This window comes from Arthrobacter jinronghuae (assembly GCF_025244825.1).
Classification (GTDB): Bacteria; Actinomycetota; Actinomycetes; order Actinomycetales; family Micrococcaceae; genus Arthrobacter_B; species Arthrobacter_B jinronghuae.
Genome location: NZ_CP104263.1, coordinates 1321200 through 1334990 on the forward strand (window position 1 = coordinate 1321200; position 13791 = coordinate 1334990).

At 66.1% G+C, this 13791-nt stretch carries 12 protein-coding genes; 11 read left to right on the top strand and 1 reads right to left on the bottom strand.

Features of this window, described 5'->3' with window-relative positions; all coding sequences use genetic code 11:
• Window position 1: 1 nt before the first annotated feature.
• The 5 genes from N2K98_RS06145 to N2K98_RS06165 all read left to right on the top strand — a co-directional run bounded on the left by N2K98_RS06145 (window position 2) and on the right by N2K98_RS06165 (window position 6369).
• Window positions 2-1702 carry a ribonuclease J gene (locus N2K98_RS06145; protein ID WP_229953148.1) on the top strand — a complete coding sequence of 567 codons (1701 nt, stop codon included), beginning with the start codon at window positions 2-4 and terminating at the stop codon, window positions 1700-1702.
• Window positions 1703-1798: 96 nt separating this feature from the next.
• Window positions 1799-4693: an FtsK/SpoIIIE family DNA translocase gene (locus N2K98_RS06150; RefSeq protein WP_255866431.1), complete on the top strand. Its 2895-nt coding sequence runs from the start codon at window positions 1799-1801 to the stop codon at window positions 4691-4693.
• Window positions 4694-4713: 20 nt separating this feature from the next.
• Entirely contained in the window at window positions 4714-5304 is a 591-nt protein-coding gene (gene pgsA, locus N2K98_RS06155; RefSeq protein ID WP_227934579.1) for a CDP-diacylglycerol--glycerol-3-phosphate 3-phosphatidyltransferase, read from the top strand.
• Window positions 5301-5789: a CinA family protein gene (locus N2K98_RS06160; RefSeq protein ID WP_255866430.1), complete on the top strand. Its 489-nt coding sequence runs from the start codon at window positions 5301-5303 to the stop codon at window positions 5787-5789. The genes pgsA and N2K98_RS06160 overlap by 4 nt, the downstream gene beginning before the upstream one ends.
• A gap of 154 nt (window positions 5790-5943) precedes the next feature.
• Entirely contained in the window at window positions 5944-6369 is a 426-nt protein-coding gene (locus N2K98_RS06165) for a helix-turn-helix domain-containing protein (RefSeq protein WP_269438011.1), read from the top strand.
• A 187-nt stretch (window positions 6370-6556) separates the two neighbouring features.
• Here N2K98_RS06165 and N2K98_RS06170 read toward each other — a convergent pair whose 3' ends face one another.
• On the bottom strand, window positions 6557-7105 hold the full coding sequence (locus N2K98_RS06170) for a MarR family winged helix-turn-helix transcriptional regulator (RefSeq protein WP_255866429.1): 549 nt from the start codon (window positions 7103-7105) through the stop codon (window positions 6557-6559).
• A 105-nt stretch (window positions 7106-7210) separates the two neighbouring features.
• On the opposite strand from N2K98_RS06170, the gene N2K98_RS06175 reads away from it, so the two are divergent.
• The 6 genes from N2K98_RS06175 to miaB all read left to right on the top strand — a co-directional run bounded on the left by N2K98_RS06175 (window position 7211) and on the right by miaB (window position 13759).
• Window positions 7211-7435, top strand: a complete 225-nt coding sequence (locus N2K98_RS06175) for a DUF3046 domain-containing protein (RefSeq protein ID WP_255799016.1) — start codon at window positions 7211-7213, stop codon at window positions 7433-7435.
• Window positions 7436-7670: 235 nt separating this feature from the next.
• Complete coding sequence (gene recA, locus N2K98_RS06180; protein WP_255866428.1) at window positions 7671-8723, top strand: recombinase RecA; 1053 nt, start codon at window positions 7671-7673, stop codon at window positions 8721-8723.
• Between the two features lie 192 nt (window positions 8724-8915).
• A complete protein-coding gene (locus N2K98_RS17215) occupies window positions 8916-9791 on the top strand; it encodes a regulatory protein RecX (protein WP_308219847.1) in 876 nt (291 codons plus the stop codon).
• 198 nt (window positions 9792-9989) lie between these two features.
• Window positions 9990-11267 carry a coiled-coil domain-containing protein gene (locus tag N2K98_RS06190; RefSeq protein WP_255866427.1) on the top strand — a complete coding sequence of 426 codons (1278 nt, stop codon included), beginning with the start codon at window positions 9990-9992 and terminating at the stop codon, window positions 11265-11267.
• Window positions 11268-11367: 100 nt separating this feature from the next.
• Entirely contained in the window at window positions 11368-12180 is an 813-nt protein-coding gene (locus N2K98_RS06195) for an aggregation-promoting factor C-terminal-like domain-containing protein (RefSeq protein WP_255866426.1), read from the top strand.
• A 58-nt stretch (window positions 12181-12238) separates the two neighbouring features.
• The gene (gene miaB, locus N2K98_RS06200) at window positions 12239-13759 is read left to right on the top strand and encodes a tRNA (N6-isopentenyl adenosine(37)-C2)-methylthiotransferase MiaB (RefSeq protein WP_255799019.1); all 1521 of its coding nucleotides are present in this window, start codon (window positions 12239-12241) and stop codon (window positions 13757-13759) included.
• Window positions 13760-13791: the final 32 nt, after the last annotated feature.

The window sequence follows — 13791 nt, forward strand, 5'->3', positions numbered from 1 at the left end:
CATGAGCGAAACCCCCGAAACCGCCGGACCCGGCCTGCTGACCCCGCCGCCGCTGGAGGCAGGAACCCTGAGGATCGTCGCGTTGGGCGGCCTCGGGGAAATCGGCCGGAACATGGCCGTCTTCGAAATCGACGGCAAGCTGCTCATCGTGGACTGCGGTGTCCTCTTCCCCGAGGAAACCCAGCCCGGCGTCGACCTCATCCTGCCGGACTTCTCCTACATCGAGGACCGCCTGGACGACGTGGTCGGCGTTGTGCTCACCCACGGACATGAGGACCACATCGGCGCGGTGCCGTACCTGCTGCGGTTGAAGAACGACATTCCGCTGATCGGCTCGCAGCTGACGCTGGCGCTGGTGGAGGCGAAGCTGCAGGAACACCGCATCAAGCCGTTCTCCCTGACCGTCACCGAGGGGCAGATCGAACAGCTCGGCCCGTTCGAGTGCGAATTCGTAGCGGTCAACCACTCCATCCCCGATGCGCTGGCCGTGTTCATCCGCACCGAAGCCGGCACCGTGCTGCACACCGGCGACTTCAAAATGGACCAGCTGCCCCTGGACGGCCGGATCACCGACCTGCGCGCCTTCGCCCGGCTGGGCGAAGAGGGCGTGGACCTGTTTATGGCCGACTCCACCAACGCCGACGTCCCCGGGTTCACCACCGCGGAACGCGAAATCGGCCCGGTGCTGCAGGAACTGTTCGGCAAGGTGGACAAGCGGATCATCGTCGCTTCCTTCTCCTCCCACATCCACCGCGTCCAGCAGGTCCTCGACGCCGCCGCCGCGCACAACCGGTTCGTCTGCTTCGTCGGCCGGTCCATGGTGCGCAACATGGCCATCGCCGAAAAGCTCGGCTACCTCCATGTACCCGAGGGCATCCTCGTGGACCTGAAGAACGTCGACGACCTGCCGGACAACAAGGTGGTGCTGATGTCCACCGGATCCCAGGGCGAGCCCATGGCGGCCCTGTCCCGGATGGCGAACGGCGACCACCGGATCCGCATCGGCAAGGGGGACACCGTCATCCTGGCCTCGTCGCTGATTCCCGGCAACGAAAACGCCGTGTTCCGGGTGATCAACGGACTCATGCGGCTGGGCGCCGACGTCGTACACAAGGGCAACGCGAAAATCCACGTCTCCGGGCACGCCGCCGCCGGGGAACTGCTCTACTGCTACAACATCCTGCGGCCGAAAAACGCCATGCCGGTGCACGGCGAGACGCGGCACCTCATCGCCAACGGCCGCCTGGCCGCCGCCACCGGTGTCCCCGAGCAGAACATCATCCTGGCCGACGACGGCACGGTGGTCGACCTTCGCGACGGCAAGGCCCGCGTGGTCGGGGAAGTGGAGTGCGGCTTCGTCTACGTGGACGGGTCCAGCGTCGGAGCGATCACCGACACCGATCTGAAGGACCGGCGGATCCTCAGCGAGGAAGGCTTCATCTCCATCATTTCCGTGGTGAACCGCAGCACCGGCACCATCGTCTCCGGCCCCGAGATCCACGCCCGCGGCTTTGCCGAGGGTGACGCGGTCTTCGACGAGATCATCCCCAAGATCAGTGCCGCCCTGGAAGAGGCGGTGCGCTCCAACACCGACCACACCACCTACCAGCTGCAGCAGGTGGTCCGGCGGGTCGTGGGCACGTGGGTCAACCGCCGCCTGCGGCGCCGTCCCATGATCGTGCCGGTAGTGGTCGAAGCCTAGTTCCCGCCGTGGTACGCGGCGGGTAAGTAGTCCCAAAGCCCTTCCCGGCCGCGTAAATTCAGGGTATCGGGGGCGGCATCGGGTAGCGTGGCTGGTATGGCGACTCGTACTTCCCCTGCCGCACGCAGCGGTGCCTCCGGCCGGACAACGGCCCGGAGCGCCGGCGGCAGCTCAAGCAAGACATCAGGCAAGTCCAGTCCGCGCGGCGGATCCGGGGGCCGGGGGACCTCCGTCTCGCGCCAGGCGCCCCCGGACCAGCTGCCGCTGCCGCTGCGCGCGGTGGAGAGCGCCTGGATGGGCATCTCCCGCCTCGCCGGGGCCGGCGTCCGCAAGCTCGGCACGGACGTCTCACCCGAGCGTGAAATCCGCCGCGACGGGACCGGATTCTTCCTGATCCTGCTCGCCCTTGCCGTTGCCACCGTCGAGTGGTGGGCCCTGCGCGGTCCCGTCGCCGACGTGATCCATGCCGGCGCGGCCGGAACCTTCGGCTGGATGGCCGTGGTGCTGCCCTTCATGCTCACCGCCGGCGCAGTCCGCCTGTTCCGCTACCCGGAGCGGCACCGCGCCAACAGCAGGATCAGCATCGGCCTCGTGATCATGCTGCTGGCCGGCTCCGGCATCACGCACATTGCCGGCGGCTTGCCCGCCTTGTCTGACGGTTTCGACCGGCTCTGGGCCTCCGGAGGCATCGTCGGCTTCCTTGTGGCCGGGCCGTTGTCCGCCGCACTGACCCAGTGGCCCGTGCTGCTCCTTCTGGCATTGCTGGTGTTCGTGAGCGTCCTGATCATCACCGCCACGCCCTTCCGCCACATACCGCTGCGCCTGCGGGCACTGTATGAACACCTGATGGGCCAGGACCTGGACCCCGATGATCCTGAGGCACACGACCAGAGCTACCTCTACGGCTCGCCGAAGCCGGAAAAGGTCCGCAAGCCCCGCAAGACCCGGCGTGAGAAAGAAGCCGAGGCAGCCGCCGTGCAGGACGGCTTCGCCGGCGATGAAGCGTTTGAACGCGCGCTGCTGCAGGACGAAGAGGACGAGGCAGCCGCGGCCGCTGCCGCCGCCGCACCGGCGGTACCCCCGGGAGTCCGGCGTCCCACCCAGTCCGAACTGGCTACGCAGAAGATCCGGCGCAACCAGGGCCTGCCCGTCGACGGCGGCACGGACGCCGCAGAGCCGCCCACCGAGGCCATCAGTACGGTCCCCGGCGCCACCGAAGTCCTGAACCTGGCAGCCGTTCCGCCCGTAGCACCCGTGCCTTCCCGGCCGGTCCAGCCGGTGCCGCCGGCCACGCCCATCCCGCAGCGCACCGAGCAGCTGCAGCTTTCCGGCGACATCACCTACACGCTGCCGCCGTCGGACTTCCTGCCCCCGGGACCGCCGGCAAAGGAACGCTCCGAAGCGAACGACGCCGTCGTCGCGGCCCTGACGCACACCCTCGAGCAGTTCAACGTGGACGCCAAGGTCACCGGGTTCTCCCGCGGCCCGACGGTGACCCGCTACGAGATCGAACTCGGCGAAGGCACCAAAGTGGAACGCGTCACCGCGTTGTCCAAGAACATTGCCTACGCCGTGGCGAGCTCCGACGTACGCATCCTCTCGCCCATTCCGGGCAAATCCGCCATCGGCATTGAAATCCCCAACGCGGACAAGGAAGTAGTTGCCCTGGGCGATGTCCTGCGGTCAAACTCCGCACGGAAGACCGAACACCCCATGGTCATGGGCGTCGGCAAGGACGTCGAAGGCGGCTTCGTGGTCGCCAACCTGGCCAAGATGCCCCACCTGCTGGTGGCCGGCGCCACCGGTGCGGGTAAATCCTCCTTCGTGAACTCGATGATCACGTCCATCCTCATGCGCTCCACACCTGATGAAGTGCGCATGGTGATGGTGGACCCCAAGCGTGTGGAACTGACCGCCTATGAAGGCGTGCCGCACCTGATCACCCCGATCATTACCAACCCGAAGAAGGCCGCGGAAGCGCTCCAGTGGGTGGTCCGCGAAATGGACACCCGCTACGACGACCTCGCGAACTTCGGCTTCAAGCACATCGACGACTTCAACAAGGCCGTGCGCAACGGCAAGGTGGTGCCCCCGGCCGGATCCAAGCGGGTCATCCGGGCCTACCCGTACCTGCTGGTGATCGTGGACGAGCTCGCCGACCTCATGATGGTCGCCCCGCGGGACGTCGAAGACTCCATTGTGCGCATCACCCAGCTTGCCCGCGCCGCCGGCATCCACCTGGTGCTGGCCACCCAGCGGCCCTCCGTCGACGTCGTCACCGGTCTGATCAAGGCGAACGTCCCCTCCCGCATGGCGTTCGCCACCTCCTCGGTGACCGACTCCCGCGTGGTGCTGGACCAGCCCGGCGCCGAAAAGCTCCTGGGCCAGGGCGATGCCCTGTTCCTGCCGATGGGCTCCAACAAGCCCATCCGCGTGCAGGGCGCCTGGGTTACCGAGTCCGAGATCCACCGGGTCGTTGAGCACGTCAAGGGCCAGCTGCAGGCCGTCTACCGCGAAGACGTAGCGGTCACGGCGCCGAAGAAGCAGATCGACGACGACATCGGAGACGACCTCGACGTCCTGCTGCAGGCAACCGAACTCGTGGTGACCACGCAGTTCGGTTCCACCTCCATGCTCCAGCGCAAGCTGCGCGTGGGCTTCGCGAAGGCCGGCCGGCTCATGGACCTGCTGGAATCCCGCGGCGTGGTGGGACCGTCCGAGGGTTCGAAGGCCCGCGACGTTCTCGTGAAGCCGGATGACCTGGCCGCCACCCTCGCTGCCATCAGCGGAGGTGAAGCCCCGGCCCCGTCCGGGGGAGCCGGAGCCGCAGCGCTGGCGGAGAACGCCAATGCCAACCACGGCTTCGACCCTGCCGGACCGACGGACCTTGTGGCCGCAGACCTGGAGGGCAGGCCGCAGGCGAGCGACTACCACGACGACGCGGAGGACCCGGACGGTTCCGAAGACGCCTGGAACCTCACCGGCCGGTGAAACTTCGCTACGCTGAAGACGTGAGCAATTCTCCTACCGATAGGGTTCCGACCCTCAATATCGCCAATGCCCTGACGGTGGCGCGGATCCTGATGGTTCCGCTCTTTATCTGGTTCCTTGCGTCCGACGACGGCCGTGACGGCCTGTTCCGCTGGCTCGCCGTGGCAACCTTCGCCGTCGCCATCTACACCGACAAGCTCGACGGCGATATTGCCCGCAGCCGCGGGCTGATTACCGACTTCGGCAAAATCGCCGATCCTATTGCCGACAAGCTGCTGATCGGTTCGGCGCTGGTGATGCTTTCCCTGCTGGGCGAGCTGTGGTGGTGGGTGACCATCGTTATCCTGGTCCGCGAACTGGGTATCACGCTCATGCGCTTCGTCGTGATCCGGTACGGCGTTATGGCCGCCTCCCGGGGCGGCAAGCTCAAGACCGTCGTCCAGACCTTCGCCATCTTTGTGTTCCTGCTTCCGCTGACTGCTTGGCTGGGTGCCTGGGCATGGTGGATCGGAGCCGTCTTCATGGCCGCCGCGCTCGTCATCACGGTCGTCACGGGCGTCGATTACGTCCTGCAGGCCGTCAAGCTGCGCCGCGCCGGCAAGCGCGCATGAGCAACGCGCCTGCCGCCGTCCTGGCGGTCGAGGTTCTGGCCGCAGCCCGGGAGGCAGGGCAGACCGTAGCCACTGCCGAGTCGCTTACTGCGGGCATGCTTTGCGCCGAACTGGGGTCCGTCCCCGGCGCTTCCGCGGTTTTGCAGGGCGGCGTGGTTGCGTATCAAAATGGAATCAAGCTGTCCGTCCTCGGGGTTCCGGCCGAGCTCCTGGCCGAAGCCGGATCCGTTGACGGGAGGGTGGCTGAGCACATGGCAGCCGGGGCGCGGCGTGTTCTCGGCGCCGACGTCGGGGTCTCCACCACCGGCGTCGCCGGGCCTGAGGCGCACGACGGCAAACCGGTTGGTACCGTGTTCGTGGGGATCGCTACTTCGGAAGGGACTTCCTTCCGGGAGTTTCTGTTCCCGGGGGACCGGACGGCCATCCGAACGGCGGCATGCAGTGAAGCACTCTCCATGCTGGCGTCAGCCCTGGAAGACCGCTAGCGCAACGGACGAATCGGGAAGCTGCGCAGGCGGGAACAAAACCGGCAGGGCGTCAGTTGTTAGTATCAGGAACCGCCAAGGTTCCTTTATTACGATCTTTGGACAGTCTGCGGTACCGCCGCAGTCCGTACTCACAGGGAGCAGGACGATACACATGGTTAAGCAACCCGTATCCGTGAACGGCGTGATCCGCTGGCGGGATGTAGGGTTGGCGGAAGACGCACACCGGGAGCCTAAGGAGCGCAAGATGGTAGTTCTTCGTCACGAGATTGGTGATGTTCTCCGCGACGTGCGCCAGCGCCAGGGCCGGACCCTGCGCGAGGTGTCGCATAGCGCCCGCGTTTCTCTCGGCTACCTGAGCGAGGTTGAGCGCGGACAGAAGGAAGCATCATCGGAACTTCTGTCTTCAATCTGCACCGCCCTCGATGTGCCCCTGTCCCTGATGCTCCGAGAGGTCAGCGACCGGGTGGCAAACGCCGAAGGCGTTGCCATTCCAGACACCGTGCCATCTGAGTTTTCCCGGGAGTTCGCCCGCGAATTCCCCGAAGACCTGGCACGGGACCTGGCCCGCACATCCTAAAAACCGCATACCGCGGCGCGTCACACCGGCCGAACGGAATTGGCCGTAGTGACTGCGTTGCCCCATAGACATACTCCTTGATGCTGTTGCATCAGGGCGACGAAATCTCCAAGGGAAACCCCCGCAGGCGCGGTGCCTGCGGGGGTTTGTTCTGTCCGGTGCAGCCACGGCCTGCACAGTCCGGCACCTAGCTGCCGTCCGGGCCGGAAGGCTCGTCCTCCGGTTGATCCCCGGCTGGCCGGACGGAAGCATTCAGTTTGTGCAGCAGTCGGACCAGGGTATGGAGTTCCTCGGCTTCCCACCCCGTCCAGGTACGCCGGAAGTGCTCTTTGCGGGCGGTGGCCGTACCTTCCAGACGGGCAGCACCAACCTCGGTGAGATTGATGGGCTGCGCCCTTCCGTCCTCCGGGTCAGCATGTTTTTCCACGAGCCCCAGCGCCTGCAGCATAGCTACCTGCCTGCTGAGGGAGGGCTTACCCACACCGACCGCTGCGGCCAGGTCCGTCAGGCGCATGGGACCCTGCTGATGGAGCAGGACCATCAGCCCGTAGGCCGAAGGTTCCATCTCGGGGTGGACCTCCCGGGCGATCCGGTGGGAGCTGGCCCGGGCGCGGCGCCACAGCACGCTGAGCTCCTGCTCAAGGTCCTCTATTGCCGTGTCCTTGTCCGGCTCGGAACCGGAGGGGGGAGAAGCGTCGCCGGTGGGTGAATCGGCGGGACCGGATGTCTCGGTCATCCTCCCATTGTAGGATCGCGGTCCTTCCACAGCACTGGAATATGTTGGCTTTCGAAGGCGGCGGGCCGGTTCGCTGCCGTGTTTCGTGCGTGAGAGGATTAATTGATGCGTATCAGCGATTTCTGGCGGCTTATGGATGACGAGTTCGGTGCGGCCTACTCCCGGGTCCTGGCCGCGGATCTGGTGCTCGGCCAACTCGGAGGGGTCACGGCTGCGCAGGCCTTGGACAAGGGCATGGAACCCAAATCCGTATGGCTGGCGGTATGCGAGATCCAGGACGTTCCACCCGAACGCCGGCTGGGCCGCGACATCAAGCCCAAGGCAAACTAGGGCTGCCGCCGTTCCCCGGCGAACGGACACGCCGGGTTCGCTGTTCGAATATTTGTTCGGATAAAGATATGCTCCTACACAGGGGCCCGTCCTAGCTGATACGGCCCGGGAATATCCACAAGACAACGAGTTATACGTTCCGGTCAGCCGTTTTGTCAGTGCCGCCGGATAGGGTCGTAGATAAGAAATGACGACCGGCCTACGGGCCGCCCACAACCACAACACGAGGTGAACAATGGCTGCTCCAGCCGACCGCGCAAAAGCCCTAGAGGCAGCGCTGGCCCAGATTGACAAGCAATACGGCAAGGGCTCGATCATGCGCCTGGGCGACGAAGTGCGTGCCCCCGCCGAAACCATTTCCACCAGCTCCGTCGCTTTGGATGTTGCGCTGGGTATCGGCGGCCTGCCGCGCGGCCGCGTGGTGGAGATCTACGGACCGGAATCTTCCGGTAAGACCACCCTGGCCCTCCACGTCGTCGCCAATGCGCAGAAGAACGGCGGCATTGCGGCCTTCATCGACGCCGAGCACGCTCTGGACCCCATCTATGCAGCCAAGCTGGGCGTGGATACGGACTCGCTGCTCGTTTCGCAGCCGGACACCGGCGAGCAGGCCCTGGAAATCATGGACATGCTGATCGGCTCCGGTTCGGTCGACGTCGTGGTCATTGACTCCGTTGCCGCACTGGTTCCGCGTGCCGAAATCGAAGGCGACATGGGCGACAGCCACGTTGGCCTGCAGGCCCGCCTGATGAGCCAGGCACTCCGTAAGATCGCCGGCCGCCTGAGCCACACCAATACCACCGCAATCTTCATCAACCAGCTGCGTGAAAAGATCGGTGTCTTCTTCGGCAGCCCGGAAACCACCACCGGTGGCAAGGCGCTGAAGTTCTACGCTTCGGTCCGCATCGACGTCCGCCGCATCGAGACGCTGAAGGAAGGCACCAACCCGGTCGGTAACCGTACGCGTGCCAAGATCGTCAAGAACAAGATGGCTCCGCCCTTCAAGCAGGCCGAGTTCGACATCATGTACGGCGTCGGCATTTCCCGCGAGGGCGGACTGATTGACATGGGCGTGGAACACGGCCTGGTCAAAAAGTCCGGTGCCTGGTTCACCTATGACGGTGACCAGCTGGGCCAGGGCAAGGAAAACTCGCGCAACTTCCTGAAGGACAACCCCGATCTGGCGGACGAGCTGGAGCGCCGTATCCGTGAAAAGCTCGGAATCGGCGTTCCTGCCGCTGAAGAGCCAGCAGTGCCGAAGCTGAAGGCAGTCGGAAAGGACTCCTAGCAGCCGGCCCGCGGTCCCGGCGATACCGGACCCGGGACAGAGGGAAGCCGCTCCCGGAGAGGGGGCGGCTTCCTGTCCGGTCTGCCCGGGCCGCTCGGAACGGCGCGCTATCCGCGGCCACCCTCCGCGGCGGTCCAGGGAATGGAAGTCCGGGGGAGTAAAACGGGAGCAGAGTCCCGGGAGCGGATAGTTATGGATACCTCGCAGGAAGAGACCCTGGCTGAGCTGAAGCGGCGGCTCGCCGAAATCAGCGTGGCGGCGGCAGCCACGCCGGCCGGCGACGGGGCCGCTCCGGGCGGTGCGAAAGGAACACGCACGGCACCCGAACCGGTGGACACCCGTGCTGCCACACCAACCCGACGCCGGAAGCCGCCTGCCAAGGTACCCGACACCTTCAAGGAAGACGGCTTCGGTGAGGAAGCTCCCGCCGACGAGCCCTGGGCGGAAACCGGTACGGGGGACGCCGGTTCGAAACGGAGCGGGAAAAATTCCGGCCGCGGACGGCAGGCCTGGGGACAGCAGGGTGCAGACGCAGACCCGCCGGAGGAAGTCGTCCCGCTGACGCCCGAGGAAGCTTACGCTGAGGCCAAGGCAATCGTCCTGCGTCAGCTGACTGCCTCTCCCAAGAGCCGCAAACAGCTTGAAACCAAGCTTGCGGAAAAAGACATTCCGCCGGATGCCGCAGCTGCGGTCCTTGACCGGTTCGAAGAAGTGCAACTCGTGGATGATGCCGAGTTTGCGCGTCTGTGGGTCCGCAGCAGGTCCCAAAGCAAGTCCCTGGCCCGCGGTGCCCTGCGCCGTGAACTGACGGAAAAGGGGATTGCGCCGGATCTCGCCGCAGAAGCGCTTGAGCAGGTCAGTGCCGACGACGAACTCGAGGCCGCCCGCGCCCTGGCAAGGAAAAAGCTCCAGATGTCCGCCGATCTTTCCGACCGCGGCGTGCGCGACAAACAGACCCGCCGCCTGGTGGGGATGCTGGCCCGGAAGGGCTATTCCCCGTCGCTCGGCTTTAGGGTGGCGGCCGAAATTATCGGCGAAGTCCGTGATGCCCGGGGAGACTCCGTCTAGCCGGCGGACCGCGGGCCGGGCCCCGGCCGTAGGGCAGGTGGCGAAGCAAAGCTACCCGGCGCAATGCGGCAGAACGGGAAATAACCAGCACTATTCGTCGTAGTGTCAATCCGACGCGCCGTATCGTATGCTGTGCCAACTATGTTAAAGATGAGGTTGGCGGGGCCCATGTTGCATCCGGTAAGTCGTTTCTCTCTGGTGCGTGCACGGAGAACCCCGTTCTATGCCCTGGTCCTTACCAGTGTGCTCGCTTCGGCGGTCCTGACTGCCGCGCCCGGTTCTGCGGCGGACCCCTACCCTTCCTGGGACGATATCCAGCAGGCAAAGTCCTCTGAGTCGGCCAAAGCTGCTGAAGCGGAGAAGCTGGAAGGCCTGCTGTCGGACCTGCGCGAGGACGCCGGATCCCTGGGCGATGCAGCCGTGGATGCGGCGAACCGCTACAACGCAGCCAAGGATGCCCTTGCCGCCAGCGACAAGGAGCGTGCTGCCATGGCCGCACAGCGCGAAGCGGCAGCCGAGCATTCAGCTGGATTGATGCGGCAAGTCGCCGGGCTCGCGGCCGAAACCTACAAGTCCGGCGGGTCGGCTTCCGACAGCATGGCTTTGATGCTGTTGGACACGGATGCCTCGGCGGACGCACTGCACGGTGCGGGCCTTATGGATAGGGTCTCGTCGCGGGCGGGCAACCTGTATGCCGAAGCAGTGGCATCGGAAAAAGTTGCCGCCGGATTCCGGGAGCAGGAACAGGAAGCCAGGGACGCACGGGCCGAGCTTGCCGCCGAAGCGGAAAAGGCCCTCGAGGAGGCCGGAGCCTCCGCTGCCGCCGCTGGCAAGGCAGTGCAGGACGAAGAGGCCCGCAAGGCCGTCCTGCTTGCACAATTGGCAGACCTGCACGGCAGCACAGCCGCCGCCGAGGAGGCACGGCTCCGCGGGATCGCCGCCGAGAAGGCGTTTCAGGAACAGCACGATGCCGCGGGACGGGCGGCTGCAGGAGAGCCCGCGCCGGAAGGGCAACAGCCGGCAAATCCGCCGGTCGGTGCGGCACCGAATCCGCCGGGAACACGGCCCCCGGAAGTCGTGGTGCCTGCGCCCCAGCCAGCCCCCGCACCGGCACCTGCCCCGGTCCAGCCTGCACCGCCGCCCGCACCCGCACCGGGGCAGCCGGTGAATGACCCGGCGGGTGCACAGAACTACGCATCCGGGCGGATGGGCAACTACGGCTGGGACGGGAACGAGTTCCGCTGCCTGATAATCCTTTGGAATCACGAGTCCAACTGGCTAACCACCGCCGACAACCCCTACAGCGACGCTTACGGCATCCCGCAGTCCCTGCCGGGGAGCAACATGTCGAGTCATGGCTCCGATTGGCAGACCAACTACCGGACCCAGATCAACTGGGGGCTGGATTACATCAGTTCCAGGTATGGCACACCGTGTGCGGCCTATGGTTTCTGGCAGCGCAATAACTGGTACTGATCAGGTACCTGCGGCGGTCAGCGGGTTACCTGATCGACGTCAATAGCAGCGTTACCGTTTTGAGACTTTTCCCAGAAAACTCCGATACCGTCCTGCGCTTGTGACTTCAACTAACTTCACGCGACGCGATCAGACCCGCATCCGGCGAGCCCTGCGACGCCGCCGGCGGCTCCGCCTCGGTGCCGCGACCGCGCTGGGTTCCCTGGCTGTGGCCGGTGTTTCCGGCGCTGCCGTTGGCACTGCGGGGGCAAACCTTCGGTCCACGGCCGGTATCCAGCTGGTGAACCTGGCCGAACCGCTCCTTGCCGCTGCAGAGGACGTCGACAACGCCGACGACGCCGACGACGCCGACGACGGCGACGGCGGCGGGGCTCGGGCAGCCGGGCCTGACGACCGTCCAGCAACTGATAACGAGTCCGACAGGCGGGCGCCGGAGAAAGCCCAGCCCGACACGGCCGAAGCAGGGACAGGAACAGGGGTGGAGGTCCCGGAACACCGGGAGCTCGCAGCGAAGGCTGCAGCCGATGCAGCCGCACGGAGCGCCGCAGCCGACGCCGCTGCGCAAACGGCTGCGGAAGAAGCGGCCCGAGCGGCCGTACCGCTCGATGATCCCGCCGCGGCCAAGGCCTATGCTGCCTCGGCCCTGCCCGCCCGGGGTTGGGATGCGGGCCAGCTGACCTGCCTCGACACCCTCTGGACCAAGGAATCGGAATGGCTGACGAGCGCGGTCAATCCCAGCAGCGGTGCCTACGGGATCGCGCAGTCCCTCCCGGCCGAGAAGATGGCAGTTGCCGGAGCCGACTGGAAAGTCAGCTATGCCACGCAGATCAACTGGGGCCTGGACTACATTGCGTCGCGCTACGGCAGCCCCTGCAGCGCACTCAATTTCCATTACGCCAACAACTGGTACTAGGAAAAAGTCTGCCGCGGGGCATACCGGGCGGCAGCGCCAATGGACGTACCCTAGGAGGGTGAGTTTGACTGTTTCCTCTCCTGCCCCCGAGGCCACCGCGGCCCAGCCCCGCACTTACGAGGTGCGCACCTTCGGCTGCCAGATGAATGTGCACGATTCCGAGCGGATTTCGGGCCTGCTGGAAGGCGCCGGTTACGTGCCGTCCGACGGCGAACTGGCGGACATCGTCGTGTTCAACACCTGTGCCGTGCGGGAGAACGCGGACAACAAGCTGTACGGCAACCTCGGGCAGCTGGCGCCGGTCAAGGAAAAGCGGCCCGGGATGCAGATTGCCGTGGGCGGCTGCCTGGCGCAGAAGGACCGGGACACCATCCTGCGCAAGGCACCCTGGGTGGACGCCGTCTTCGGCACGCACAACATCGGTTCGCTGCCGGCACTGCTGGAACGGGCCCGGCACAATGCCAAGGCCGAGCTGGAGATCCTGGAGTCCCTGGACGTCTTTCCCTCCACGCTGCCCACCAAACGCGATTCGGTGTATTCGGGCTGGGTCTCGATTTCCGTAGGCTGCAACAACACCTGCACCTTCTGCATCGTCCCGTCGCTGCGCGGCAAGGAACGCGACCGGCGGCCGGGGGAGATCCTGGCGGAAATCCGGGCCCTGGTGGACGACGGCGCCATCGAGGTAACGCTGCTGGGCCAGAACGTGAACTCTTACGGGGTGGAATTCGGCGACCGCGGGGCCTTCGCCAAACTGCTGCGTGCCTGCGGCGACATCGAGGGGCTGGAGCGGGTGCGTTTTACCAGCCCGCACCCTGCGGCATTCACCGACGACGTCATTGAGGCCATGGCCGAGACGCCCAACGTGATGCCGCAGCTGCACATGCCGCTGCAGTCGGGTTCGGACAAGGTCCTCAAGGACATGCGCCGCTCCTACCGGTCAAAGAAGTTCCTCGGGATCCTGGACCGGGTCCGGGAACGGATGCCCCACGCAGCCATCTCCACTGACATCATCGTGGGTTTCCCGGGGGAGACGGAGGAGGACTTCGCCGCCACCCTCGACGTCGTCGAGCAGTCCCGTTTCGCGAACGCCTTTACCTTCCAGTATTCAAAGCGTCCGGGCACCCCGGCGGCGGAGCTGGCCGACCAGCTGCCGAAGGCCGTGGTGCAGGAGCGCTATGAACGCCTCACCGCACTGCAGGACCGGATTGCCGCCGAGGAAAACGCCAAGCAGGTCGGCACCACCGTTGAGGTCATGGTCACCGCGGCCTCGGGCCGCAAATCCGGGGAGACGGGACGCCTCTCCGGACGTTCCCGGGACCAGCGCCTGGTGCACTTCTCGGTGCCCGACGGCGCGCCGGTACCGCGCCCGGGCGACCTCGTTACCGTGCCGGTCACCGCCGCCGCCGCGTTCCACCTGATCTCCGACCCCGCCGGACCCGCCGACTACTCGCTGCGGCGTTCCCGTGCCGGTGATGCCTGGGACCGCTCGCAGGCCGAGTCCTGCGGCGTACCGGCCGGACCCGCAGGCACCCGAACCGGCGTGTCCCTCGGCATGCCCGCGCTGCCGCCGCGTTCCTGAGCGCCCGTGAACCCCTCCCAAAGTGTCCCCGG